Here is a 25,750-nt window from a genome sequence, read left to right as displayed (position 1 = left end):
ATCCCGATCTCGCCGCCTGACACACCGCCAAGCGAACAGCCTAGAACACCAGGATGAGGGGTCCCTTTTCGACGCCGATCACCCCGCTAACGGGGTCCCTTTTCCACGCCGATCCACACGCCAACCCGCCTGGCCGACCTCGGCGATCACGATTGTCTGGGCCACACCAACGCATCGCTTGCAGGAACGACATCGTGGGCGTTCGGTAAAGACGGGACGATCAAGGTGCCGATCTCAGGATCGATGTGTTCCGACAATGGTGAGGCTTTGGTTCGCGCTGCCATCGCGGGCCAAGGGCTGGTCTATGGGCCACGCTTTATTGCGGCAGAGGCGCTTCGCGCCGGCCAGTTGAGCGAGCTTGAGCTGGACGAGCCGCCTATGATGCTGGGAGCGGCATATGCCATCACACACCCGACGCGGCGCCCCGCCGCCAAGACGCGGGCGTGGATTGACTTCTTAGCCGAAGCACTCCCCGCTCTTGGCACCGATTGGTGAGATGCCAAGCTAGCAGACGTCCCGAGTTTTCACCCGAGGACCGCGTCTGCTATCTCGAAACATCACGGTCTTATACGATTGTAGATATCAGTGACCCAGCGAAAGCGACGCCCACAACCGCACAGGGCTGGCATCGATAACGCCGAGGCTTGGTCCCTTTCAGTTGGTGCAACGGGGGCCGCGGGCGCGGCGGACGTTGAGTGAGCGTGAACCGCATCACTGCCAACCCTCGATGACAATCTTACCGCGTGCGCTAGTGCTCTCAAGCGCCTGGTGCGCGCGCTTGAGGTTCGCGGCGTTGATGGGGGAGAACCGTTCGGTGAGGGTGGTGCGCACCTCGTCGGCGTCCACGAGGCTGGCGATGGCCGACAGGATCTGACCCTGCGTTTCCATATCAGCAGTCTCGAACATGGACCGGGTGAACATGAACTCCCAGTGGGTCGACACCGACTTGCGTTTGAACGGTACGACATCGAGCGTCTTGGGGTCGTCGATGAGTGCAAAACGTCCCTGCGGGGCGATCAGCTCGGCGATCTGCTCGATATGCTCATCGGTGTGCGTGGCCGAGAAGATGAAAGCCGGCGCGCCAATGCCGAGATCCGCGACCTGCTGCGCCAGCGGCTGACGATGATCGATGACATGGTGGGCGCCGAGCTCACGCACCCAGGCTTGCGTCTCGGGGCGTGATGCCGTTGCGATGACGGTGAGATCGGGAACCTGACGGGCAAGCTGGATCGCCATCGATCCGACCCCGCCGGCACCGCCGACAATCAACAGCGCAGCTGCTGCACCGGCTACAGGAGTACGCACGGACAATCGCTCGAAGAGGGCCTCCCACGCGGTGATCGCCGTCAGCGGCAACGCCGCTGCCTCTGCCCAATCGAGGCTGGCCGGCTTCTTCCCGACAATGCGTTCGTCGACCAGGTGCAACTCGGCGTTGGTCCCATCGCGGCCGATACTGCCCGCGTAGAACACCTCGTCGCCCGGTTCGAAGCCGCGCACTTCAGGGCCAACAGCGCGAACGACACCGGCGGCATCCCAACCCAGGACACGCCAATCACCGTGGATCGGACCCGATCCAGCGCGCACCTTCGTATCAACTGGGTTTACCGAGACGGCCTTGACCTCGACGAGGAGATCGCGCCCAGTGACTACGGGATCGGGAAGCTCGATGTCGACGAGAGCTTCCGTGCGATCGATCGTTCCGGGCTGCTGGTAGCCGATTGCGCGCATGATAAATCCTATTGTCAGGGGCTGTATAGCGAACTTTGTCGCGTACAGGATACGCACAAGCGACATCGCGGTTCGACATCGTCGTCAGGCTGGCGACGGCGTGATTGCCGCTGCCGTCTTCCCCGTGAGGTCGGTGATGACCGCGCCGATCAGCGCACGTAACCAGCGGTGTGCGGGATCATGCCGATAGCGGACGTGCCAAGCCATTTCCACGGGAAAGCTGCCAAGGTCGACCGGAGCCGGCAGGATCTTCAGCCGGGGGTCGTGCATCAGCCGCCTGCAGATGAGCGAGGGCAAGGTGGCGCAATAGTCGGTCACCGCCACTATCTCGGCTACCGCGAAGAAGTTTGTCACGGAGATTGCGACGTCGCGCTTCAGCTGCTGCTGCGCCAGCGCCTGGAACAGCCCGGCGCGCATCCGTCCGGGCGGCACGATGTTGACATGCTTCATCGTCTCGAACTGCTCGCGCGTCATGACATCGCCGACGCCCGGATGGTCGGCACGGACGGCGCAGGCGAGCCCTTCGTCCATCAGGTGCTGGACGACGAGGTTGTCGGGCGGATCGACGATGCGGCCCAGCACGAGCGCCGTCGTGCCCGACACGACGCCTGTTTCCACAAGATCGTTCCCGTAGGGCGTCAGACGAAGCTTGATGCCGGGGGCGACCTTCTCCAGGCGCGCCACGATAGCGGGGACGAGGACGAACTCGACATAGCCGTTTGGCGCGATCGTGAAGAGCCGTTCGGTATGTACGGGGTCGAAGGCCTGCTGACCGAGGACCGCGTCGTCGAGCTGGGCGAGTGCCTCGGCGATCAGCGGTGAGAGTTCAAGCGCGATCGGGGTCGGCTGGATGCCGTAGCGCTCGCGGACGAACAGTTGGTCCTGAAGCATCAGTCGCAGACGCGATAGGGCATTAGACAGGGCGGGCTGTGTCATGCCCATGCGCCCGGCGGCCCGCGTGACGCTGCGTTCCTCCATCAACGCGACGAAGATCGGCAGCAGGTTCAGATCGTAGCGCATGCAGTCATCCTGTCAGACGTATATCTGACATTAGAAAGATAAACTTCTAGAATATATCAACGAGGCCCATTTCCCATCCATCGGCGACGGGCGCCGCGAACATGGAGGTTCAGATGAGCAAGGGTCAGGTTCTCGTTCTTGGATCGAACGCGACACAGCTCGGTCTGCGTGGCGGCAGTACCGCAACGGTCGGTCAGTATCTCAACGAAACGGCAGTCCCCGCGCTGGCACTGCTCGACGCCGGCTATGATATTGTTCTCGCTACGCCCAATGGGACCAAGCCGCACATCGACGCCGGTTCCGACACGAAGGACCACTTTGGCGGTGATGAGGCGGCATACCAGCGCGCCAAGGACTTCTTCGCGAGCCACCCGGCCATGAACGACGTCCGCACGCTGAAATCGGTTGTCGACGAGGGTCTGGACGGCTTCGTTGGCGTGTTCGTGCCGGGAGGTCACGCGCCAATCGTCGATCTGATGCAGGACCGCGATGCGGGCACGATCCTCCGTCACTTCCACACGGCGGCCAAGCCGACCGCGCTACTCTGCCACGGACCGGTGGCCGTTGTCTCTACGCTCGACGATGCTCCGGCCTTCCGCAAGGCGCTGGAGGAAGGCGATTACGCCGGGGCGGCCGACCTGGCGCGAGACTGGATCTACTCAGGCTACCGCATGACCGTCTTTTCGGCGAGCGAGGAGAAGATCGCTGAGGAGCAAGTGCTGAAGGGCGAGCTCTTCTTCGACATGGAAAAGGCGCTGCGGTCGGCCGGCGGCGACGTCTCTGTCACCGACAAGAACTTCGCTTCGAATGTCGTCGTGGATCGGGAGCTGATCACGGGTCAGAATCCGGCGTCGGACCAAGCCATGGCCGACGCGTTGATCGAAGCCCTCGATCGCGCCGCTGCGTGAGTACCAGGATGACGGGCGGGGCGCTCAGGATGCGCCCCGCTTCGCATAGAACCATTATAAGGAACGGTGCCATGACCGCCAACGTGAAGATCGTCGCCGTCCTAACCGCCCGTGCGGATACCGTCGACCGCCTACACGCTCTGCTCGACGCCATGCTAAAGCCAAGCCGTGCCGAACCGGGCAATTTGCGCTACGATCTCTGGCAGGACCAGAGCGATCCGAACCGCTTCGTCCTCGACGAGCTGTACGCGGACGCGGATGCGGTTACCGCCCACCGCGCGACGCCCCACTTCCAAAACTACCTCTCTCAGATCGGCGATCTGGCTGAGCGCGCCGCGTTTGTCCTCAACCCCGTCTCCGCAACCTAAGGGTGCTGCCATGGGCAAGCTTAAAGAATGGGTGGGGTCGGCGCTGCTGGCACAACCGTTCTACATAGAGGAGCTGCGGATGATCAGCCTGTTGGCACCTGCGCTTCGCGCGGGCCTTATGGGCCTCGTTCATCCACGCGGCTACCGCTGGCGCGGGGCCGCGACCCAGCGAAAAAATCAACATCTGAAGTGAAGGAAACACAGTCATGACCAAAGGTATCGAAGGCAAGGTTGTTCTCATCACCGGCGGGAGCACCGGCATCGGCGCCGAGACCGCGCGTCTTCTCGCCGAACGCGGTGCGAAGGTCGCCATCGCCGCACGGCGCAAGGACAAGCTCGACGAGGTCGTCGCGCAGATCGCCGAGAACGGCGGAACGGCACGCGCCTATGCGCTCGACGTCACTGACAAGTCGGCGGTCCAGTCCGTCGTCGCCGCGATCGTCGCCGACTTCGGCCGTCTCGACGTACTGATCAACAACGCCGGTCTGATGCCGATCCGTCCGATGGCCGAGGTCAACACCGACGAGTGGGACCAGATGATCGACGTCAATTTGAAGGGCACGCTCTACGGCATCGCCGCGGCTCTTCCCGGCTTCCTCGAGCAGGGCAGCGGCCACATCATCAACCTGAGTTCGGTCGCCGGCATCAAGGTCTTCGCCCCGGGCGGCACGGTCTATTCCGGCACCAAGTTCGCCGTCAGCGCGATCAGCGAAGGTCTTCGCCACGAGGTGGGCGAGAAGGTCCGCGTCACGTCGATCGAGCCCGGAGCCGTCGAGAGCGACCTGAAGTTCACGACCTCGGGTACGGCTGCCGAGACGGTGCTGGACTTCTACAAGCAGGCCATCCCGGCGGCATCGGTGGCGCGTGCTATCGCGTTCGCCGTCGAACAACCTGATGACGTCGACGTCAACGCGATCGTCATCCGGCCGACCGCACAGCAGTTCTGATTTCGACGAGGAGGCGGGGCCGCATGCGCTCCGCCTCATCGGGAACGTACCGGCCCGCTCGTCCGTTACTTTGCCGAATAATAGCTGTCCGTTTCACCTGAGGAGTCATTTATGCCCAAACTTGCCCTGTATGTACCACTGAAGGCCAAGCCCGGAAAAGAGCGCGATGTCGCCGATTTTCTGACCTCGGCATTGCCGCTCGTTCAAGCTGAGCCGGGCACTCTGACCTGGTATGCGATCGAGGAAGGCCCCGGTGCGTACGCGATCTTCGATACGTTCGACACGGAGGAGGATCGGCAGGCCCATCTTGACGGCAAGGTCGCCGCCGCACTGATGGACAAGGCAGACGAGCTGTTCTCCGAACCGCCGCAGATTCACAAGTTCACCCTGCTGGCCGCGAAATAGCGGAGCGGTCGGCACCCTAGCGCGTCGCTCTCATCGCCCGCGTGTGGGGGGTGGGGCGGCGGCGTACGTTGAACGGCTTTCCCCGAACCGGCCACGGAGACACATCATGCGCACCACCCAGACGCTCGACCTGAACGACGCGCGGACAATCATCGATGCGGGGATCGCGGAGGCCGAACGGATCGGCAACCCGTCGAACATCGCGGTGGTGGACGCGGGCGGCTGCCTCCTGGCGTTCGCACGGATGGACGATGCGTGGCGCGGCAGCGTCGACATCGCGATCGGCAAGGCGTGGACGGCGCGCGCGTTCGACGTCGAGACGAAGGCGCTGGCGAAGCTCGCCCAGCCGGGCGCCGACTTCTACGGCATCCATGCCTCCAACGACGGCAAGGTGATGATCTTCGCCGGGGGCGTGCCGATCAAGGAGGGCGAGACGGTGATCGGCGCGGTGGGCGTGTCGGGTGGCACCGGCAAGCAGGACCAGGACGTGGCCGAGGCGGCGGCGCAGGCGTTCGCGCGCGGCTGAGCCTTGGAGCACGGTGCCGGGCGCGGCGGCGCCGGCTCAGTCGACGGCGGTCCAGTCGACAGCGGCGGGCTCGGGCGCCGGGCGCGCCTCTCGCGCGACGCGGGCCGCCTCCGTTTAGAGCGCTATTCGCCCGTTCTGGCCCAGTCATTCAGAAAACCGCCGTAAATCGATCCTGGGACGGCCCTGCGGGTAGGAACCATCTCAGATGGCAGAAGGTTCAGGAAACTGAGCTCACTTGGAGGGGCGCGATGTCCTCCGTCGCTGCGACGGACCGGGATCATCAGCAAGCTCTCGATTTGATGACGCGTTGAGAAGATCTGCGAAAGGAAAAATCCGTGAAAGCTGTCGTGTACAACGGGCCCAAAGATGTTTCTGTCAATACCATCGATGATCCCAAGATCGAAAAGCAGACCGATGTTATCATCCGGCTGACCACGACCAATATCTGCGGGTCGGACCTTCACATGTATGAGGGCCGTACCAGCTTCGAGAAGGGCAGGGTCTTCGGTCACGAAAACCTTGGCGAGGTCATCGAAGTCGGCGCTGCCGTAGATCGTATCAAGAAGGGCGATCGCGTGTGCATGCCGTTCAATGTCGGTTGCGGTTTCTGCGAAAATTGCGAACGCGGTTTGACGGGTTTCTGCCTCACGACCAACCCTGGAACCGCCGGCGCAGCGTATGGCTTTGCCGAGATGGGTCCGTGGCAGGGTGGCCAGGCCGAGTTGATGCGCGTTCCTTATGCGGACTTCAATTGTCTGAAGCTGCCTGAGGACGCTGAGGAGAAGGAGGATGACTATGTCATGCTCTCCGACATCTTCCCCACCGGTTGGCATGGCGTCGAACTGTCGGGTTTCCTGCCTGGCGAAAGCATCGCGATCTACGGCGCCGGTCCGGTCGGTTTGATGGCCGCGCACTCAGCCGAAATCCGCGGTGCCTCTCAGATCTTCGTGGTCGATTCTCACGATGACCGGCTGAAACTGGCCGAGGCGATGGGCGCTATTCCGATCGACATGCGCAAGGGCGATCCCGCCCGGCAGATCCTTGACGCGACCGGCGGGCTCGGGACCGACCGGGGGGTCGAGGCGGTCGGGTATCAGTGTTGCGATCGCCACGGCAAGGAGCGCAGCAATTACACGATGAACTGCCTCGTCAAAAGCACGAAGGCCACCGGCGGAATCGGCGTCGTCGGCGTGTTCATTCCGGAAGACCCGAACGCGCCCGACGACCTCCAGAAGGAAGGCAAGATGGCGTTCGACTTCGGCAACTTCTGGTTCAAGGGCCAGAAGATCGGCACCGGCCAGTGCAATGTAAAGCACTACAACCGGCGACTGATGAAGCTTATCGAGCAAGGCCGGGCCAATCCTGCCCAAATCATCTCGCACCGGCTGCCGCTTGATCAGGCACCAGACGCCTACAAGCATTTCGACGGGCGCGATGCTGGCTGGACGAAGGTCGTGCTCAAGCCGGGCACCTGACCTTAGTCTTCGACGGAATAGGAAATAAATTATGACTTTGGAAGGCAAATCGGTTGCCATTCTGATCGCACCCCGCGGGACGGAAGAACCAGAATTCTCGAAGCCCAAGCAAGCTGTCGAGGACGCTGGTGGCAAAGTGACCGTGGTCAGTTTTGAACCGGGCAAGGCTCGCACAGTCAATAGCGATCTTGACGAGGGCGCCAGCTATCCTATCGACAAGACGTTTTCCGAGGTGAAAGCCGACGATTTCGATGGACTTGTTGTTCCCGGAGGGACTGTCGGTGCCGACAAGCTGCGCGGCAGCGTCGAGGCAATTAGTTTCATTCGGGCTTTCTTCGATCAGAAAAAACCTGTTGCGGCGATATGCCACGCACCCTGGACATTGATCGAGGCGGGCGTGCTTGAGGGTCGCACCTTGACGTCCTACCCGACGCTGAAGGTCGATATCGAGAACGCCGGCGGTGCATGGACCAATGAGGAAGTCGTGGTCGACAACGGCCTTGTTACCAGCCGCGATCCCAATGATTTGCCCGCCTTCTGTGCCAAACTCGTTGAGGAAATCGCAGAAGGTGTCGGCGCAGCGCCCGCAGGAGGGAATTAAGGCGGGGCGTTTCGACGAAACCATGTGAGGGCCCTCTCCCTGGGGAAGATCCGCACAAAGCGAGCGTGGCGGATGGCCGGCGATTGGCCGTCCGCCACGCCGCGTATCACGCGAACACGGCGCGCCTGACGGGCACTCAAACCCTAACCCGCGTCCACCGCGGTGACACATCGCCGGCTCCCGCTTCCAGCTTCGACCCATTCCAACGTGTGGTCGAGATGCACCTGATCGAACGTGCGTTCGGCCAGATTTACGACCTACAGCGCCGCCTTGAGATAGCGGGCGGTGAGACTGCCTTCCGCTTCCGCAACGACGTCAGGGACGCCGCTGGCAACGATACGGCCCCCATCTTCCCCGGCCCCCGGTCCCAGGTCGATGATCCAGTCCGCCTGTGTGATGGCGCGCATGTCATGTTCGACGACTACGACGGTATTGCCGGCGTCTACGAGGCCCTGCAGGTGTTGCATCAGCCGGTCGCCATCGGAGGGGTGAAGCCCCGAAGTTGGCTCGTCGAGGATGTAGATCGTGTTGCCGCGTTGAGCGCGTTGCAGTTCAGTCGCCAGCTTGATGCGCTGCGCCTCCCCGCCAGACAGCTCGGTCGCCGGTTGACCGAGCCTCAGATAGCCAAGACCGATCTCCCGCAACACGTCGAGGGAGCGCATCACAGATGCCTCGCCAGCGAAGAAATCGCACGCATCGTCGACCGTCAGTTCGAGCACCTGGGCGATATTGCGCCCGTTCCATTCGACTTCGAGCGTTTGCGGGTTGTAGCGAGAGCCATGACAGGTCGAGCACGGGGCAAAAACGCTCGGCAGGAATAGCAGCTCCACCATGACGTATCCCTCGCCCTCGCACACAGGGCAGCGGCCCTGCGCGACGTTGAACGAGAACCTTCCCGGGCTGTAGTGCCGCCGGCGGGCGAGCGGCGTATCAGCGAAGATCCGTCGCACATGGTCGAACATGCCGCTGTAGGTGGATAGGTTCGAGCGCGGCGTGCGGCCGATCGGTTTCTGATCGACCCGCACCAGCCTGCGAACATGCTCCATGCCTGCGACAATGCGTCCTTCAGTGTCGTTCTGCGCAACATCGAGCAGCGGATCGATATCCTCCTCCTCGGCCAAGGGGGAGCCGCCGAGGTGTGCCGTGACGAGCTCGGGCAGCGCCTGACTGACAAGACTGGATTTGCCCGATCCCGAAACGCCGGTGACAGCGGTGAAGCAGCCGATGGGAAACTCGACGTCGAGACCATGGAGATTGTTCCGCCTGATCCCTTCCAGGCGTAGCCATGCCTTGGGATCGCGCGGTGTGCGCTCACTGCGGGGCGGCTCTGCGAACAGGTAGCGGCGGGTGATCGAAGTCTCGACATCGGCAAGCCCCTCTATCGGCCCGCTGTAGAGGACTTCACCGCCCTTTTCCCCGGCTCCTGGCCCGACATCGACGAGCCATTCCGCGCGGCGGATCACGTCGAGATCATGTTCGACGACGAACAGGGAGTTGCCCGCCCCCTTGAGACGCTCGAGGATAGTGAGCAAGGCTTCGCCATCTGCCGGGTACAACCCTGCCGAAGGCTCGTCAAGCACATAGACCACGCCGAAAAGCTGTGACGACAATTGCGTGGCAAGCCGCAAGCGCTGCAGCTCTCCGGAGGAGAGCGTCGGCGTGCTGCGGTCGAGCGAAATGTAGCCAAGGCCGAGATCGATCAGCGGCTCTAGCCGCTCGATCAATTCGCAGGCAAGGCGATGGGCGGCGATCCGCTTCTCGTCGGAGAGATTGGGCGTGCGGCGTACGTCGGGCGCGCTCTTGTGCGCAGAGCCGCCCGCCGCAACCCGTTGTTCGACCGCTGCATCGCGGGCCGCTTTTTCCAGAACATGGCCCTTTGAGGGGGCGGAGACCGCCCCATATGCGCCATGCGCGACGGGCATCAGCAAGTCCTTCAGCTTGAGCACCGACAGGTCGCCGAACTCGGCAATGTCGAGGCCGGCGAATTTGACCGACAGGGCTTCGCGCTTCAGGCGCTTGCCGTCGCAGGTCGGGCAATCGCGGCCGATGATATATTGCGAGACGCGCTTCTTCATCAGCGCGCTTTTAGTGTTGGCGAAGGTTTCCAGCACATAGCGGCGCGCGCCGGTGAAGGTGCCCTGGTAGCTCGGCTCCATGCGGCGCTTGAGCGCCGTCCGGGTCTGTTCGGGCGTCAGGCCCGCATAGACCGGGACCGTCGGCGCCTCGTCAGTGAAGAGGATCCAGTCGCGATCCTTTTTCGGCAGGTCGCGCCACGGCGTATCGACGTTATAGCCGAGCGAAACGAGGATATCGCGCAGGTTCTGGCCATGCCACGCGGTCGGCCAGGCGGCGATCGCCCGGTCGCGAATGGTGAGGCTGTCATCAGGAACCATCGTCTCTTCGGTCGCGTCATATACGCGGCCGATACCGTGGCAGGTCGCGCAGGCCCCCGCGACCGTGTTGGGGGAGAAATCCTCCGCATAGAGCATGGGTTGGTGGCGCGGATATTCGCCGACGCGCGAATAGAGCATCCGCACCAGGCTGGAGAGCGTCGTCACGCTGCCGACCGAGGATCGCGCGTTGACCGAGCCGCGCTGCTGCTGCAACGCGACCGCAGGCGGCAATCCGTCGATCGCGTCGACCTCCGGCACGCCGGCCTGGTCGATCAGGCGGCGGGCATAGGGCGCAACCGATTCCAGATAACGCCGCTGCGCTTCGGCATAAAGGGTGCCGAACGCGAGCGATGACTTGCCCGAGCCCGATATGCCGGTGAACACCACGAAGGCGTCGCGCGGTACATCGACGTCAATATTTTTGAGGTTATTCTGGCGCGCGCCGCGAACCTGCACGCAAGCGGGCGGCCCCTTATGCCCATGATCGGTGACCGGTGTCGTCGCGTGAATACCCTTGCTCTTCAATTCAGTCTTCCTGCCCTATCCGCCCATGCGGCCCGTGGTTCATCACAGTCGGGTAACAGATGAATGCTTTTCCGACTCAATACATCCAAAGTTCAGGCTGGCCCGATATTCGGCACCTTTGAAATACTTTTCCAGCATTGGACAAAGGTTACGACAAACCATTTTCCCTGTTGGGTCGCGCGACGAGGCCACACACACTCCGCTGGTAAGCGCCTGGGCTGGGCGGCCCTGGTCCGTGCCGCTATCGGCATGTAACGACCGTACTTCGGCGCTTGTTACCGCATCGCGACGCGTTGCCCATTTGCCAGAGCGCGCTTCATCATGGCCGGGGTCGGGCCATGATGACGGCCGAGTTGTCGATCCGAGCGCCTCGCGCCGCTTCGGATCGGCGGGTCAGTAGTGAATGACCGTGCGGATCGACTTGCCTTCGTGCATCAGTTCGAAGGCCTCGTTGATCTCCTCCAAACCCATCGTGTGGGTTACGAATGGGGCCAGATCGATATCGCCTCTCATCGCATCCTCGACCATGCCGGGGAGCTGTGTCCGTCCCTTGACGCCACCGAAAGCGGACCCCTTCCATACGCGGCCCGTGACGAGCTGGAATGGGCGGGTGGAGATTTCCTCGCCCGCGCCGGCAACGCCAATCACGATCGACTGACCCCAGCCACGGTGCGCTGATTCAAGCGCGGCGCGCATGACGTGGACGTTGCCGATGCACTCGAAGGTATGATCGATGCCCCAGCCCGTCATCTCGATCAGCACTTGCTGGATAGGCTTGTCATGGTCCTTGGGGTTGATGCACTCGGTAGCACCGAACTGGCGTGCCAGCTCGAACTTGGATGGATTGGTGTCGATGGCGATGATGCGACCCGCCTTCGCCTGGCGCGCACCCTGAATCGCCGCGAGGCCGATGCCGCCGAGGCCGAACACGGCGACCGAGTCTCCGGGCTGGACCTTGGCGGTATTGTGGACTGCGCCGATGCCGGTCGTGACGCCGCAGCCGAGCAGGCAGACATGTTCGGGGTTTGCCTCGGGATTGATCTTGGCGAGCGAGACTTCGGCGACGACAGTATATTCACTGAAGGTTGAACAGCCCATGTAATGATAGAGGGGCTGACCATTGTACGAAAAGCGGGTGGTCCCATCGGGCATCAAGCCCTTGCCCTGCGTTTCGCGGACAGCGACGCACAGGTTGGTCTTGCCCGACAGGCAGAAGTCGCACTTGCCGCATTCGGCGGTGTAGAGCGGAATCACGTGATCGCCCGGTCCGACGCTGGTGACGCCTTCACCGACCTCGACAATGATGCCCGCGCCTTCGTGGCCCAGAACCACCGGGAAAACACCCTCCGGATCACTCCCCGCCAGCGTGTACGCGTCGGTGTGGCACACACCGGTGTGCGTCACCCGTATGAGGACTTCGCCTTTCCGGGGTGGGGCGACATCGATCTCGACGATTTCGAGTGGCTTGCCCGCCTCGAAGGCTACAGCGGCGCGAGATTTCATGTTGGGATACCCTCGTTGAGTTAAACCGATTGCTGGTGCGAGGCCGTTGCGTCAGCGCAAATTCGTGGGGGAGCGATCGCTCACTCCCCCGGTATGCCGGTCAGACCGTAACGACGACCTTGCCGATCTGGTCGTTCGATTCGAGGAAGCGGTGAGCGTCCTGGATGGCGTCGAGCGGGAAAGTGCGCGCGATCCGCGGCTTGAGCGCGCCCGATTCCAGACCCGCCACGATGAACGCCTTGGCGCGATCGAGGGCGGCATCGTCCGAGACGATCTCGCTGTAGAGATACCCCTTGAGCGTGAGGCTCTTGCCCAGCACGGAGAACAACGGGAACGGCGTCGGTTCGCCGCTGAGCGCGCCATATTCGAGCAGGATGCCTCCGCGTGCCATGCTCTCGGTCAGCGGCTCGAACGACGGGCCTCCGACCGGATCGAGCACCACGCGCGCACCCTGACCATCGGTTATCTCCATCACCCTCGCTACCAGATCCTCTTCCCCGGTTGCGACGACATGATGTGCACCGGCATCGATCAGGGCCTGGCGCTTGGCGCCGGTACGCGTCGTCGCGATTACCGTCGCGCCGACCATCCGGGCAATCTGGAAGGCAGCAAGGCCGACGCTGCTGGAGGCAGCAGTGACGATGACGAAATCGCCCTCGCCGAGTTTCGCCTGCTCCACCAGCGCACCCCAGGCGGTGACATACTGCATCCACACGGCCGCCGCTTCCTCGAACGACAGCGCCGCCGGATGCTTGACGACGAGGCGGGCGGGCACGTTGGCGACCTCGCCATAAGTGCCCCAGCGCGCGATATCGAGCGGAGGGATGACGCTGACGGCTTCGCCTTCCGCAAACCCGGTCACGTCCGCGCCGACCGTAACGACAGTGCCGGCAGCCTCATAGCCAAGGCGGCTCGGGAACTCGGCTTCCTGAAGGTAGGCATGGTTGCGGAACATCACCTCGGCGCGGTTTATGCCTATTGCCTTCACCGCGATCTGCACTTCGTCGGCCGCGGGCGCGGGGACGGCCACATCTTCAATCCTGAGGACGCTGGCGTCGCCATATTCGTGGATACGGACGATGCGGCTCATTGGAGATTCCTTGATTATTGAATGATCGTTCTGTAAGGGAGAAGACCACCCGTTTCAAGCTATTATTTATCGATTGTTCCATATCGTGCACCAGAGATGACAGAGACGAAAGCCCGTCGCCGCGCAGGTCGCCCTCGTGTGTTCGACACTGACGCTGCGCTCGACAAGGCGGTGCGGCTGTTCTGGCAGCGCGGCTACGAGGCGACATCGATGGCCGATCTGGTGGCGGAGACTGGCGTCGCCGCCGCCAGTCTCTATGCAGCGTTTGACAACAAGGCGGGGCTATTTGCGGCGGTGATCGAGCGCTACGCCGCGACGTTCAGCGTCCACCTCTATGCACCCATCAACGATCCGGCGTTGTCCACCTACGAGGCCGTCAAAGGCCTGCTGGAACGAGCGGCGTCATCATTCTCGGAACCTGGAACGCCGGCCGGCTGCTTCATGTATTCGGCAGCGGCAGCCGTTTCGCCGGCGTCCGCCGCGATCGAATGCCTGCTGCGCGACAAGCGCATCGCGGCGGAGGCCCTCCTGATCGAGCGTCTGCAACGCGGCGCCGCGCAGGGCGAGCTTGCGGCCAACACCGATCCGGCCGTGCTAGGCAAATTCATCAATACGGTCATGGAAGGCATGTCCGTTCAGGCGCGCGACGGCGCTACGATCAACGAACTGCTCTCCATCGCCAAAATGGCACTCGATCGATGGCCGGCCGCGATATGACCGTTACATGGTGGTCATCTGCCAATCCGCCTCTCGCGACCGAACAGTCGAACTCATCTCATTGGACGAAAGCACATGAAACACGTGACATTGCTCGGCGGGGAAGTGGTTCCTTCAATGGGTCAAGGCACCTGGAAGATGGGTGAACGTGTTGAGCGGCGATCCGATGAGATCGCCGCGCTACGCGCCGGTGTCGAGCTAGGCATGACGCTCATCGATACCGCTGAAATGTATGGCGATGGTGCGGCGGAAACGCTGAGCTGCGAAGCGCTCGGCGATCGTCGCGACCAGTTGTTCCTCGTTAGCAAGGCGTATCCACAGAACGCATCGCGCTCCCGCCTTGCCGGTGCGTGCGAGGCGAGCCTGAAGCGACTCGGCACCGATCGGCTCGACCTCTACCTGCTCCACTGGCGTGGATCGGTGCCGCTCGCTGAGACGATAGAGGCAATGGAGGCGCTGAAATCGGCAGGAAAGATTCGGCATTGGGGTGTCAGCAACCTCGATACCGACGATATGGACGAGCTTGTCGCTGCCGGCGGGGATGGCTGCGTGACCGATCAGATCCTATACAATCTCGTCCGTCGAGGCCCTGAGTTGGACCTGTTGCCGTGGCTCGCACAGCACAAAGTGCCAGTGATGGCGTATAGTCCCGTCGAGCAGGGACGCCTCACAAGCCATCCCGCCCTCGACAAAGTAGCGGCCCAGGTTGGCGGAACCCCTGCGCAGGTCGCACTTGCCTGGACGTTGCGCCACGATGGCCTCATCGCCATCCCGAAGGCGAGTTCGGTCGCGCATGTGCGGGAGAACCGCGCGGCCGCAGATATCGTGCTCTCCAACGCCGACCTTGCGACACTCGAGGCGGCATTTCCCCGGCCAGCGGGCCGTCGCCCACTCGAAATGCTGTAGCGTCAGATGACGATATCGTCTTTCAAAGCAACCGAACGCAAATCGGATCGCCTTGAGGCGTTCATGGACGCGGTGCTGGCAATTGCCATCACTCTCCCGGTGACCGAACTACACGCACCAAAGCCGACTGACGGCGACCTGGCAGCGGCATATCTAAAGCTGGCACCGGACTATGCGGCCTACGCCCTAAGCGTAATCCTGATCGGTCTTTACTGGGCTTCCAGCCACTTCACCGGCAAGCTTCTGCAAAAAACCGATCATGGCTACAATCTGCTCAGCATCGGCTTTCTTGCCGCTGTCAGCATCACGCCATTTCCTGCGCGGCCGCTCATCGAGCATCTCGGCGGTGATGCGGAAAGCAAGACCGCCGTTTTGGCCTATCTGGGCGTGGCAGCGGCGCCGGCGACGTGGTGGTTCGTGCGTTGGGTCTATGCAACCGCGAGGGGGCTTCCAGACCAGCGCCTGACAGACGCCTACCTCAGGCGAACAACCCTCAAATTCGCCGTCACCGCCGGAGCCTATTGGGTAGCCTTTGCCCTGGCAATCTGGAATTGGCGTGCTGGACTGATCGTCGCGGGGATCGTTACGTTGAGCTATATCGTTCCGCCAGCAAAGCCCAGCTACAAGCCAGGCCAAGAACCGGAGAATGGCTGAGACCGGCTATAGACCCGGCGAGGCGGATGCTCACATCGGCTAATCAATCCAGGATCTTATCGATCGTGATCGGCAGGGACCGCACCCGCTTACCGGTCGCGTGATAGATCGCGTTAGCAATCGCGGCAGCGGTGCCGACGATGCCGATCTCGCCAAGGCCTTTGACCCCGAGCGGGGTCACTTCGGAATCGGGTTCATCGACGAAGATCACCTGGATATCGTGAATGTCGGCGTGCACGGGCACATGGTATTCGCCGAAGTTGTGGTTCATCCAGCGACCCAGCCGGTGATCGGAAAAGGTCTCCTCGTGAAGCGCCATGCCGATACCCATCACCACGCCGCCGAGGATCTGGCTGCGCGCGGTCTTCGGGTTGATGATGCGGCCTGCGGCGACCGCATCGACGATGCGAGTGACGCGCACCACGCCCAATTCCTCGTCCACCTTCACCTCCGCGAAGATGGCGCTGTGGGTGTTCTTGGACTTGTGCAAACCCGTCCACATGTCGCCAAACCCGGGCGCCGCGGTCTCCTCTTCCTCGATCTCCGTCAGGTCCGCGGCGCGCATCGCGTCGCTGAACGGCACCCGAACGGTCGGCGCGTCCTTCAGCACGATGCAGCCGTCCTCGAAGAACACGTCGTCTATCTTCGCGTCGCCAAGCGGTGCACCGGCGATCTTGCCGGCCGCCTTCAAAAGCTTCTTGCCGACCGCCTGGCATGCGAGCTGTACCGCCGCACCGGTCGATGCCGCCCCCCACGATCCACCTTCGACCGGGGCGGTCGGCAGGTCTGAGTCGCCCAGCTTGGCGGTGATCTGCTCGGGCGGCAGGCCGAGCGTCTCTGCGGCGACCAGGGTCATCACCGTGTAGCTGCCGGTGCCGATGTCCGACGTCGCGCACGCTACTTCCAGGTGTCCGTTGGCCGTGAGCTTCGCACTTGCAGATGTCTTGGAGAATTGCGCGTCCCACATGCCGGTCGCGCAACCCCAGCCGACCAGCTCCTTGCCATCGCGCATCGACCGCGGCTCGGCCGAGCGCTCGCTCCATCCGAACGCCTCGGCCCCTTCGCGAAACGCCTCGCGTAGCGCCTTGCTGGTGTACGGCGTGCCATTCATCGCATCGATGGGTGAGTAATTGATGAGCCGGAACTCGAGCGGATCGACCTTGGCCTCATAGGCCATCTCGTCGATCGCCATCTCGAACAGCGTCATGCCGGTTGCCGCCCCCGGCGCGCGCATGTCTGCTGATGTCGGTGTGTCGATCTGAGCGACGGTGTATTCAGCGTCGGCGTTCGGGCAGTCGTAGTTCATCAGCCCCCAGGTGACGACGTTCTCCATATTGTCTTCGTAGCGCGAGGTGGAGGTGGTCGCCTCGTTGCGGATCGCGGTGAGCTTACCGGTCGTCTCCGCGCCCAGCGCGATGCTCTGGATCGCCTGGGGGCGATAGGCGTGGCTGAACATCTGATTGCGGGTCATCGTGACCCGCACCGAGCGTTCCAGCATCTTGGCGGCGAGCACCGCCAGGAACACCTGATGCTGAGGCCGCAGGCCCGAGCCGAAGGCGCCGCCGACATAGGGGTTGAGCACGCGTACCTTCTTTTTCGAAAAGCCGAAGACGCTGGCAAGGTAGGCATGCACCCCCTGCGAACCTTGGGTCTTATCCCACACGGTGATGCTGCCGTCGCCGTGCCATTCGACGGTGGAGCCGAACATCTCCATGGGATTATGGTGTTCCGGCGCGAGCCGGTAGTCGCCGGCCACCTTCAGCGGAGCGTCCGCGAACGCCTGCGCCGCGTCCCCGCGGTTTTTCGGCGCCATGTAGCCGCTGCGCTTTTTCTTCGGCACGTACTTATCGCCGACCGCGACCTCGAAGTCGGTATTGTGCGCCTCCGCCTCGTAGGCGACCTCGACCACGCTGGCGGCGTAGCGCGCTGCCTCGAACGTCTCGGCCATTACCAGCGCGATGGGCTGCTGGCTGAACTGGATGCGATCATCGTAAAGCGGACGAAACGGCGAGCCCGGAATCTTCATCTCGTCCTGATAGCTGTGGTCTGTCCAGGCGACGTGCGGCCGGTTGAGGTGGGTGATGACCTGGACGACGCCGGGCACAGCGCGCGCGGCTTCCTCATCGATGCTGACAATCCGCCCCTTTGCGATCGCGGCCTCGACGATGTAGCCGTACAGCAGGTTCTCCACCGGATGCTCGGCGGCGTAGCGCGCCGTGCCGGTGACCTTTTCAACCCCGTCGACGCGGTTGATCGCGCTTCCAATCCCGATTTTCGCTGCGGTAGCCATGATGTCTGTTCCTTAAGCGACGCGCTTGTCGGTCTGCGATTGCGGGGTGGCCTCAGCGGCCTGCTTCAGCGCACGGATGATCCCCTTGCGGGCGAGCAGGATCTTGAAGTCGTTCTCGCCCTGACCGGCCGCGCCGGCGAGAAGGGCGTCGGCGAAGGCGCCGAACGCCTGCGGCGACGGCTGCTGGCCCTTCAGCAGCTTCTCGGCTTCCGTGCTGCGCCATGGCTTGTGCGCGACACCGCCGAGCGCCACCCGCGCCTCCGCGATCGTGCCGCCTTCGACCCGCATCGCGACGGCTACCGACACCAGCGCAAAGGCGTAGGACAGACGATCGCGCAGCTTCAGGTAGGTGTAGTTCTGCGTGAAGTCCTCGGCCGGCAGGTCGATGCCCGTCACCAATTCGCCGGGCTTCAGCGTGTTGTCGCGCCACGGCTCGTCGCCGGGCAGCCGATGGTAGTCGGCGATCGGGATAGCGCGGTCGCCGTCCGGGCCGGTCACCTGGACAGTTGCGTCGAGGACCGCCAGCGCCACGCACATGTCCGACGGGTGCGTGGCGATACACTGGTCGCTCGCGCCCAGGATGGCGTGGATGCGATTGACTCCGCCAATCGCGCCGCAGCCCGAGCCCGGTTCGCGCTTGTTACAGGGTGTGGCGACGTCGTAGAAATAATAGCAGCGCGTGCGCTGGTTGAGGTTGCCGCCGTTGGTCGCGGCATTGCGCAGCTGGGGGCTGGCACCGGCGAGGATCGCCGAGGACAGCAAGGGATACCGCTGCTCGACCCGCGTGTCCCACGCAGTGTTGGAGTTCGGCACGAGCGCGCCCAGCCGCAGTCCACCGCCGTCCAGCTCCTCGATCGCGTCCAGCGGCAGGCGGTTGATGTCGATCACCGTCACCGGCCGCTCGACGTTCTCTTTCATCAGGTCGATCAGGTTCGTGCCGCCCGCCAGATAGCGGACCTGCTCTCCGCCGCCTGCCTGCACCGCTTCGGCGACGCTGGTCGGGCGGGCATAGTCGAAGCGGTTCATGCCTTCTCTCCGATCACGTCGAGCACCGCATCGACGATATTCGTATAGGCGCCGCACCGGCACAGGTTGCCGCTCATCAGCTCGCGAACCTCTTCTCGGGTCCTGGCCTTGCCCTCGTTGATGAGGCCCTGCGCAGAGCAGATTTGGCCAGGGGTGCAATAGCCGCACTGGAACGCGTCGTGGTTGCAGAAGGCGGATTGCAGCGGATGGAGGTCACCAGGCTGGCCCAACCCCTCAATCGTCGTGATGTCCGCCCCGTCCAGCGTCACCGCCAGCTTGAGGCACGAGTTGATGCGGCGCCCGTCGATCAGCACGGTGCACGCGCCGCACTGGCCGTGGTCGCAGCCCTTCTTTGTACCGATCAGGTCTTCGCCTTCCCGCAGCAGATCGAGCAACGTCGTCCAGGGCTCGATCGCGCGGGTGCGCGTCTCACCGTTGATCGTCAGCATGGTTTCCACCGTGCCGATCGGCACGGCAGCGTATGTGGCAGTATTGACGGCTGTCGGCATGATCGGCGCCTTCATGTTTTGCGTTAGGCCGGGATGGCGGTGATGTCGGCGGTGTTTTCCTCGGCAACCCCGTTCTCGCGGTGGCGAAAGGCGGACAGCGCACGATACACCTGCAACCGCGCCCGCATCACCGATCCGAGCGGCCGATGCGCGGCCAGGCTATGAGCGGGCCGAAAGGTCATCACCTCGTCGAAGTAGCGCACGCGCGCCGGGCTATAGGCTTCCTGCGCAGGAATGCGGATCGTGGCGACAGTGCGGTACTGACTGTCCTGCGATGGCCACTCGACCGAGGCGTCCTCGATCGGCTGCGTCTCCGCGTTCGCCCAGGGCTGGACCTTCAGCTCGAACACCGCATCATGGTCACGGAAGTAATCGGTCGCGGCATGGCGGAACCCATCCTCGTCCTCGTGCGGGTCGAGCTGCCACTCACCGAGAGCATCCTGGGCCTGCGATGCCGGCACGGCGCCGAGCTTGGCGACGTAGTCGCCGTAGCGCAGCGGGGCCTGGCTGAAATAGTCGTCGCCGATCGGGTGGCTAAACGGATGGCCGAAGAAGTCCGCCTTGGCATAGGCGGTGTTGAAAAGGCCCAGCACCTTGTTGAAGTTGCGCGCCACCGACGACACCGCGCTCTTGACGCCTTCGGGCATCGGGGTCGCCGCCCCGATTTTCTTCGCGTCGCTCAGGAAGCCGCTCGCCGTACCGGATGGAAAGGTGCGCCCCGTGGCAAGGACAAAATCCTGGGTCGGCGCGTCATGCCCGGGGAGCTTCTCGCCCTCGACGCCGAACACCTTGATCGCCATACCGCGGTGTGTCGACACGCGATCGCCCAGCGTCTCGCCTGGGCCCTGTGCAAAGCGGATCGCGACGTCATAGCTGCCCGGCTCGGCGAACAGCCCCTGCGCCAGCTCCGGCGGAAGGTCGTCGGCAATCGTCAGCGTGCCGACGACGCAGGCCGAGCTCTTGGCATGGCTGGCGCGCACGGCATGCTGCTCGCGCTTCTCGACTACCTCGCTCTGCTGGGTCATCCCCTGGATGATGCCGTCGATCGTCGCCTGCTCGTCTGGTTCGAGCGTCTCGATGTCGTCGCGGTAGCGCAGGTAGGACATGGCGATCCTCAACGGGTAGGAGCGAACGAGAACAGCTCGGTGCGGATCGACGGCGGGGCACCCGGCGTGAACCACTGCGTGTCCTGAATGTGGCTCGCGGTTACGTAGATCGTCCCGTCGGGACCTTCGGCGAAGGTGTCCGGCCAGCGTAGCCGCTTATCCGTCAAGACGATCTCCGTCCCCGACCCGGCGAGCCGCCTGATCGAGTAATCGGTCGGCGAGGTGATATAGAGCGTCCCAGCCTTGCTCATCCACAGCCCATCCGCAACGGCGGTGGTGGCAACGGTCTGCACTGCACCACTGCGCTCTCGCTCGCTGACGTCGGGGCGCAGCTTCTCGGTTGCGATCGAATAGAGCGTCTTTCCGGTCAGCGCCTGCCAGTAGAGCGTCTTCCCGTCATTCGAGATCGCGATGCCGTCGGACGCGAACGTAGGCTGTCGCCCATCGGGGCGGACAAGCGGCTTGCCCTCGATGGCGACGGTGACGCTCTTGTCGATTTGGGTCGACGGATGGCCATCAAGCGCTCGGAAGCTCTTTCCGCCGTCCAAGTCGACGACGATAATTGCGCCGCGCGTGCCGCTGTCGGTGATGTAGCCGGTCCGGCCATCGGGCGAGAACCGGATATCGTTGAGGTAGGTGCCCTGCAACGCAACGTCGCCCGGCACCGCGATGACCTTGGTCACCTTGTTCGTCTTCAGGTCGATACGGACGAGCTTCGGTGCGCCCTCCAGGATCTTCTCGTTGCCGGGCGCGCCGGGATCGAGCACCCAGAGATTGCCGTGGTCGTCGGGAACGATCGACTGGACGCACACGAAGTGCTCGCCGACCGGCATTTCGTTCGCCTTAGCGTTGCGCCAGCTGTTCCACTTGACGTCGGGGTAGGGCCGGAGCGTCCCGTCGGCCATCACCTCGGCAACCGATATGGGCGCGTCGTCGGTCCAGCGTGGAAAGTTGACGAAGCGGCGGCCGTCGGCAGTGACGGCGACGCCGGTGACTTGGTGGTCGAAGCGCGCCACCTGCGCCAGCGCAGCGCTGCGGCTCGCCTGCGCGTAGGCAGCTCCCGCTAGCGCTATCGTGAGGGCTCCGAGCCCGATCAGTATACCGCTTTTCCGCATCAGTCCGCTCCCGTTCACCGGACGCGACGCGCGGCGGTCCGCTCGTCAACGAACGTGACCCATACTTAGACCCAGAAAACCCAAAAAAATTAAGAGGGCTAGGCAGAATGCCCATCGCACGGGCGTCCTGCATCTGTCGCTGAAGCCAATTGCACGATTGTTCGGCCCGATATGACGTGCTGGCGATTATGTACCTCAAGACTCAAGCTAGTCCTTGGGCGGTGCAATGATCCCTTCGCAAAGGAACCTACTCCATGCCGAACGCGAACCCACCCGATGGCGCTACGCAACCCGATACCGACGCTGACTTCCGTCACCGTTCGCATGGGCACGACAGCGGCAAGGACGCTCCTTCCGTGTCGTCGCCATCCGAAGGTCCAGGAGTGGGCAGCGCCGCTTGGGGTGATCCCGGAGCAGCGCCGGAGCTTGCAGGTGACAAGCCGGCCGGCGGGGTGGATGCTGACCATCCGCACCTATTTCATCTGGCTGAAGCACCTGCCAATGTGTTCGACGGCGGCGGTCTGCAAGGCGGACACGAGCACAACTGGCCTATCCTGAAGGGACAGCAGGGGGCGTGCTACATCGCGCGGCTGGCGCCTGGCGGCGTACGCGAGCCGCATTGGCACCCCTACGCCTGGGAGATGAACTTCGTCCTTCAAGGTCGCGTCCGCTGGACCTTCGTGGGGCCGAATTCGGCGCAGGACGGTCCATTCGAAGCGGGAAAGGGCGACATGATTTTCGCCCCACAAGGCCATTTTCATTATTTCGAGAACGCGAGCGATACCGAGGATCTGTTGGTCCTCATCGTTTTCAATGCGTCCTCGATGGAGCCAGACGATGACATCGGTCTCGTCCAGTCCTTCAGAGCGATGCCCGCCGACGTTCTGGCCGCGGTGTTCGGCGGCTCGATCGAGCAATTCGAGAACCTTCCCGGCAAGCTCGGCCGAGTCGTTATCGCCAGCAAGAAAGGGATAAAGTGATGCCGACGTTCGCCTCCGACGCCCTGGCTGGCAAGGTTGCCGTCGTCACCGGCGCAGCGCGTGGCATCGGCCGCTGCGCCGCCATCGCACTCGCGCAAGCTGGAGCGGACGTGGTCGGCATCGATCTGTGTGCCGCCGCCAGCCCGATCGACACCTTTCCGGCAGCAACGAGAGGCAACCTCGACGACACCGGGTTGCTGGTAGCCAAGGCGGGCCATCGTTGGCACGCGATCGTCGCTGACCAACGCGACATTGGTGCGTTGCGCGCGGCGCGTGACGAGATTGTGTCGGCGTTCGGTGGGATCGACATCCTGTTCGCCAACGCCGGCATCCAGGCGTTCAAACCGCTGCTCGAAATGGACGACGCCGACTGGCACGACCAGATCGACAACAACCTGAACGGCACGGCGAATGCTGTTCGCGCCTTCGCTCCCGCGCTGGTCGACCGTGGCGGCGGCCGGATCATCGTCACCTCGTCCACGCAGGGCCAGCATGGGACGCTCAACGGCGCGAGCTACTCGGCGTCGAAGTGGGGCATCCTTGGGCTGATGAAGTCGGCTGCGCTCGAACTCGGCAGACACCAGATCACCGTCAACGCGCTCGTGCCCGGTCTCATCGATACCGCTCTGACGCGTCACGAGGATCGCTACGCACAGGCGATCGAGAGCGGCGGTAAGCAACCCACCGGCGATGAAGCCAAGGACGAGAAGACGGCCGCGGAGACGCTCGCCGCTAAGCTGCCGCTGGGCGTGCCATGGCTGGAACCCGACGCGATGGGGCCGGCAATCGTCTTCTTGGCATCGGAAGGCGCTTCACTGGTGTCGGGTACGAGCCTCGCTGTAACGGGGGGCGACAGCGCCAACGTGACTGCCTGAACCAAGGAGGTCCGCCACAATCGCTCTCTCCCCTTTCCCGATTGCGATCTCAATCGGGACGGTCGTCGGCGCTCGCGCTGGCCGTTCGTTTTCGGGACGAGCGGGTCGTGGCTTTTGGCTTTTACAGGTAACTCGCCCCCAGCGATCATTACGATGCTGATGTGTGACACCGGCCCTTATTAATGCATGCCGCTTTTCGCTCTTTTCGATCTGCATTATATTCGGGATCGCAGGGGCGCTCCCCCACGCCGGGGAACCATGTCCATCTCGACCGCCTTGCTCAACCGACTGCGCGACCTGACCGTCGCACGTCCTCGTCCAAAGCCCCTGCGCTACGGGCTGACGGTTGTGGTCATCGCAATGGTCGCAATCGTACAGGTCGTCCTCTTCGGATCGTCGGCACCCTGGTTCCTCTATACGCCGGCGGTCGTGCTGCTCACGCTGTTCCTCGGCCGCGGTCCCGGCGTCCTGGCCACCATAATCTCCGCGCTCGGCGCGGGATTGGTGGTCGCGCGGTCCGATCTGCCGCTGCTGCTCACGCCCGTTCATTGGAGCGCTTCCGTCATTTTCCTGCTGACGACGCTTGGGCTGGTCGTGCTGGTGGAGGCGCTGCGCACGGCGCTTCTCGATGCCGATCGGCTTCGCGAAGAGCGTGAAAAGGCGTTGGTCGTAACGGCCGAGCGTGAAGCGTTCCTGTCCGGCGTGCTCGGCAGCTCGACCGACTGCATCAAGGTGCTCGATCTAGACGGCAAACTGACCTTCATGAGCGAGGGCGGCCGGCGCGTCATGGAGATCAGCGATTTTAACGACGTGGCCGGCTGCCCTTGGCCCGACTTCTGGCAGGATGCCGGCAACGCGGAAGCAAAGGCGGCGGTTGAGGCGGCCGGTAGAGGTGAGGCCCGAAGCTTTATCGGCAAGGCCGACACCTATCGGGGCACGCCCAAATGGTGGCACGTCGCTGTCAGCGCGATCGCGGGGCCAGAGGGGCATCCCGACCGCATCCTGTCGGTCTCGCGCGATATCACCGAGCTGCGCGCCAGTGAGGAGGAGCGCGAGCGCTTCGTCCGGCTGGCGGAGAACAGCGCCGATTTCGTCGGCATGGCACGGACGGACGGCAGCGCGTTCTACATGAACCATGCGGCCAAGCGGTTGGTCGGGCTGGAAGATGCCGACTTCACTCGGCTCACGATCGCCGACTTCTTTCCGCCCGAGCAGGTGGAAATGGTCATGCGCGACGTGCTGCCGGCGGTGGATCGCGACGGACATTGGGTCGGCGAGCTGGAGTTCCGACACTTCCGCACGGGCGAGCTGATTCCGGTCCTGTATTCCGTTTTTCCGATCACCGACGCGAGCGGCGCCATGATCGGTTACGGCACCGTCACCCGCGACTTCCGGGATCGCCGGCGCGCCGAAAGCGACATGCGCCTGATGAACGGCGAGCTGGCGCATCGCCTCAAGAATGTTCTGGCGGTGGTCCAGTCGGTCGCGCAGCAGACGTTGCGCTCCGCCCCGGACAAGGAAACGGCCAGTCACGATCTCGGTGCGCGGTTGGTGGCGCTTGGAGCAGCAACCGACGTGCTGACCGGCAGCTCATGGCGTTCGGCCGATCTGCACGAGGTAGCGACGCGCGCGTTGGCGCCACATGGCAGTATCGGCGAACGCATCCTGCTCGACGGCCCTGCCGTTACCCTGAAGCCGGAGGTGACGGTCGCCTTTGCGCTGGCGTTGCATGAACTTGCCACCAACGCCGCCAAATACGGGGCATTGGCGAACGGCTTTGGCACGGTGACGCTCGGTTGGAGTGTCACAGGGCAAGGCGATGACGCCATCCTGTCGATAGTTTGGCGCGAGCAAGGCGGACCGCCGGTCTCGCCCCCGACCCGCAAGGGCTTTGGCTCGATCCTGATCGAGCGGTCGCTGCGCTCCTATTTCCGTGGCAAGGCCGCAACCGACTATCGGCCGGAGGTGTGGATCGGCGTGGAAAAGGGACCCCGTTAGCGGGGTGATCGGCGTCGAAAAGGGACCCCTCATCCTGGTGTTCTAGGCTGTTCGCTTGGCGGTGTGTCAGGCGGCGAGATCGGGA

At 63.5% G+C, this 25,750-nt stretch carries 25 protein-coding genes; 15 read left to right on the top strand and 10 right to left on the bottom strand.

What is annotated here, in order from left to right:
* Nucleotides 1-111: 111 nt before the first annotated feature.
* Nucleotides 112-495 carry a LysR substrate-binding domain-containing protein gene (locus tag ACP690_RS17500; RefSeq protein ID WP_426261845.1) on the top strand — a complete coding sequence of 128 codons (384 nt, stop codon included), beginning with the start codon at nt 112-114 and terminating at the stop codon, nt 493-495.
* A 216-nt stretch (nt 496-711) separates the two neighbouring features.
* Here the strand turns inward: ACP690_RS17500 and ACP690_RS17495 are convergent, their stop codons facing one another.
* Nucleotides 712-1,728 (bottom strand): zinc-binding alcohol dehydrogenase family protein, encoded by a 1,017-nt coding sequence (locus tag ACP690_RS17495; protein WP_426261844.1) that lies wholly within the window; start codon nt 1,726-1,728, stop codon nt 712-714.
* A gap of 84 nt (nt 1,729-1,812) precedes the next feature.
* The gene (locus ACP690_RS17490; RefSeq protein ID WP_426261843.1) at nt 1,813-2,748 is read right to left on the bottom strand and encodes a LysR family transcriptional regulator; all 936 of its coding nucleotides are present in this window, start codon (nt 2,746-2,748) and stop codon (nt 1,813-1,815) included.
* A gap of 113 nt (nt 2,749-2,861) precedes the next feature.
* On the opposite strand from ACP690_RS17490, the gene ACP690_RS17485 reads away from it, so the two are divergent.
* The 8 genes from ACP690_RS17485 (at nt 2,862) to ACP690_RS17450 (ending at nt 7,978) form a co-directional block, all read left to right on the top strand.
* Nucleotides 2,862-3,656, top strand: coding sequence for a type 1 glutamine amidotransferase domain-containing protein (locus ACP690_RS17485; protein ID WP_426261842.1), 795 nt, complete (start codon nt 2,862-2,864; stop codon nt 3,654-3,656).
* A gap of 71 nt (nt 3,657-3,727) precedes the next feature.
* The gene (locus ACP690_RS17480; protein ID WP_426261841.1) at nt 3,728-4,024 is read left to right on the top strand and encodes a putative quinol monooxygenase; all 297 of its coding nucleotides are present in this window, start codon (nt 3,728-3,730) and stop codon (nt 4,022-4,024) included.
* Between the two features lie 10 nt (nt 4,025-4,034).
* Complete coding sequence (locus ACP690_RS17475; RefSeq protein WP_426261840.1) at nt 4,035-4,217, top strand: hypothetical protein; 183 nt, start codon at nt 4,035-4,037, stop codon at nt 4,215-4,217.
* Nucleotides 4,218-4,230: 13 nt separating this feature from the next.
* Nucleotides 4,231-4,971 (top strand): SDR family oxidoreductase, encoded by a 741-nt coding sequence (locus ACP690_RS17470; protein WP_426261839.1) that lies wholly within the window; start codon nt 4,231-4,233, stop codon nt 4,969-4,971.
* Nucleotides 4,972-5,082: 111 nt separating this feature from the next.
* Complete coding sequence (locus ACP690_RS17465) at nt 5,083-5,376, top strand: putative quinol monooxygenase (protein WP_022673537.1); 294 nt, start codon at nt 5,083-5,085, stop codon at nt 5,374-5,376.
* Between the two features lie 106 nt (nt 5,377-5,482).
* A complete protein-coding gene (locus ACP690_RS17460) occupies nt 5,483-5,902 on the top strand; it encodes a GlcG/HbpS family heme-binding protein (RefSeq protein ID WP_426261838.1) in 420 nt (139 codons plus the stop codon).
* A gap of 335 nt (nt 5,903-6,237) precedes the next feature.
* Nucleotides 6,238-7,377: a glutathione-independent formaldehyde dehydrogenase gene (locus ACP690_RS17455; protein WP_273691849.1), complete on the top strand. Its 1,140-nt coding sequence runs from the start codon at nt 6,238-6,240 to the stop codon at nt 7,375-7,377.
* Nucleotides 7,378-7,408: 31 nt separating this feature from the next.
* Complete coding sequence (locus ACP690_RS17450; protein WP_114689019.1) at nt 7,409-7,978, top strand: type 1 glutamine amidotransferase domain-containing protein; 570 nt, start codon at nt 7,409-7,411, stop codon at nt 7,976-7,978.
* Between the two features lie 257 nt (nt 7,979-8,235).
* Here the strand turns inward: ACP690_RS17450 and ACP690_RS17445 are convergent, their stop codons facing one another.
* The 3 genes from ACP690_RS17445 to ACP690_RS17435 form a co-directional block, all read right to left on the bottom strand.
* Complete coding sequence (locus ACP690_RS17445; protein ID WP_426261837.1) at nt 8,236-10,896, bottom strand: excinuclease ABC subunit A; 2,661 nt, start codon at nt 10,894-10,896, stop codon at nt 8,236-8,238.
* A 393-nt stretch (nt 10,897-11,289) separates the two neighbouring features.
* Nucleotides 11,290-12,399 (bottom strand): S-(hydroxymethyl)glutathione dehydrogenase/class III alcohol dehydrogenase, encoded by a 1,110-nt coding sequence (locus ACP690_RS17440; RefSeq protein ID WP_426261836.1) that lies wholly within the window; start codon nt 12,397-12,399, stop codon nt 11,290-11,292.
* Between the two features lie 100 nt (nt 12,400-12,499).
* Nucleotides 12,500-13,489, bottom strand: a complete 990-nt coding sequence (locus ACP690_RS17435) for a zinc-dependent alcohol dehydrogenase family protein (protein ID WP_009823890.1) — start codon at nt 13,487-13,489, stop codon at nt 12,500-12,502.
* 138 nt (nt 13,490-13,627) lie between these two features.
* On the opposite strand from ACP690_RS17435, the gene ACP690_RS17430 reads away from it, so the two are divergent.
* From ACP690_RS17430 to ACP690_RS17420, 3 genes are all read left to right on the top strand, one after another.
* Nucleotides 13,628-14,206: a TetR/AcrR family transcriptional regulator gene (locus tag ACP690_RS17430; protein ID WP_198382195.1), complete on the top strand. Its 579-nt coding sequence runs from the start codon at nt 13,628-13,630 to the stop codon at nt 14,204-14,206.
* A gap of 75 nt (nt 14,207-14,281) precedes the next feature.
* A complete protein-coding gene (locus ACP690_RS17425; RefSeq protein WP_426261835.1) occupies nt 14,282-15,112 on the top strand; it encodes an aldo/keto reductase in 831 nt (276 codons plus the stop codon).
* Between the two features lie 6 nt (nt 15,113-15,118).
* On the top strand, nt 15,119-15,766 hold the full coding sequence (locus tag ACP690_RS17420; protein ID WP_426261834.1) for a TMEM175 family protein: 648 nt from the start codon (nt 15,119-15,121) through the stop codon (nt 15,764-15,766).
* 43 nt (nt 15,767-15,809) lie between these two features.
* Here ACP690_RS17420 and ACP690_RS17415 read toward each other — a convergent pair whose 3' ends face one another.
* Genes ACP690_RS17415 through ACP690_RS17395 form a run of 5 tightly spaced genes read right to left on the bottom strand, consistent with a single transcriptional unit; the run spans nt 15,810 to nt 21,830 of the window.
* Nucleotides 15,810-18,056: a xanthine dehydrogenase family protein molybdopterin-binding subunit gene (locus ACP690_RS17415; protein WP_426261833.1), complete on the bottom strand. Its 2,247-nt coding sequence runs from the start codon at nt 18,054-18,056 to the stop codon at nt 15,810-15,812.
* Between the two features lie 12 nt (nt 18,057-18,068).
* On the bottom strand, nt 18,069-19,082 hold the full coding sequence (locus ACP690_RS17410) for an FAD binding domain-containing protein (RefSeq protein ID WP_426261832.1): 1,014 nt from the start codon (nt 19,080-19,082) through the stop codon (nt 18,069-18,071).
* Nucleotides 19,079-19,591 carry a (2Fe-2S)-binding protein gene (locus ACP690_RS17405; RefSeq protein ID WP_426261831.1) on the bottom strand — a complete coding sequence of 171 codons (513 nt, stop codon included), beginning with the start codon at nt 19,589-19,591 and terminating at the stop codon, nt 19,079-19,081. Before ACP690_RS17405 ends, ACP690_RS17410 begins: the two co-directional genes overlap by 4 nt.
* A gap of 23 nt (nt 19,592-19,614) precedes the next feature.
* Nucleotides 19,615-20,697, bottom strand: coding sequence for a catalase family protein (locus ACP690_RS17400; RefSeq protein WP_426261830.1), 1,083 nt, complete (start codon nt 20,695-20,697; stop codon nt 19,615-19,617).
* A gap of 8 nt (nt 20,698-20,705) precedes the next feature.
* Nucleotides 20,706-21,830, bottom strand: coding sequence for an L-dopachrome tautomerase-related protein (locus ACP690_RS17395; RefSeq protein ID WP_426289881.1), 1,125 nt, complete (start codon nt 21,828-21,830; stop codon nt 20,706-20,708).
* A 236-nt stretch (nt 21,831-22,066) separates the two neighbouring features.
* Between ACP690_RS17395 and ACP690_RS17390 the strand changes: the two genes are divergently transcribed.
* The 3 genes from ACP690_RS17390 to ACP690_RS17380 all read left to right on the top strand — a co-directional run bounded on the left by ACP690_RS17390 (nt 22,067) and on the right by ACP690_RS17380 (nt 25,665).
* Entirely contained in the window at nt 22,067-22,792 is a 726-nt protein-coding gene (locus ACP690_RS17390) for a cupin domain-containing protein (protein ID WP_426261828.1), read from the top strand.
* Nucleotides 22,792-23,667: an SDR family NAD(P)-dependent oxidoreductase gene (locus ACP690_RS17385; RefSeq protein ID WP_426261827.1), complete on the top strand. Its 876-nt coding sequence runs from the start codon at nt 22,792-22,794 to the stop codon at nt 23,665-23,667. Before ACP690_RS17390 ends, ACP690_RS17385 begins: the two co-directional genes overlap by 1 nt.
* 258 nt (nt 23,668-23,925) lie before the next feature.
* On the top strand, nt 23,926-25,665 hold the full coding sequence (locus tag ACP690_RS17380; RefSeq protein ID WP_426289880.1) for an HWE histidine kinase domain-containing protein: 1,740 nt from the start codon (nt 23,926-23,928) through the stop codon (nt 25,663-25,665).
* The last annotated feature ends 85 nt before the right edge of the window (nt 25,666-25,750 follow it).

The sequence above is a fragment of the Sphingomonas sp. DC4900 genome, assembly GCF_049896485.1.
Lineage (GTDB): Bacteria > Pseudomonadota > Alphaproteobacteria > Sphingomonadales > Sphingomonadaceae > Sphingomonas > Sphingomonas aquatilis.
This window is presented reverse-complemented; position numbering and strand designations above follow the sequence as displayed.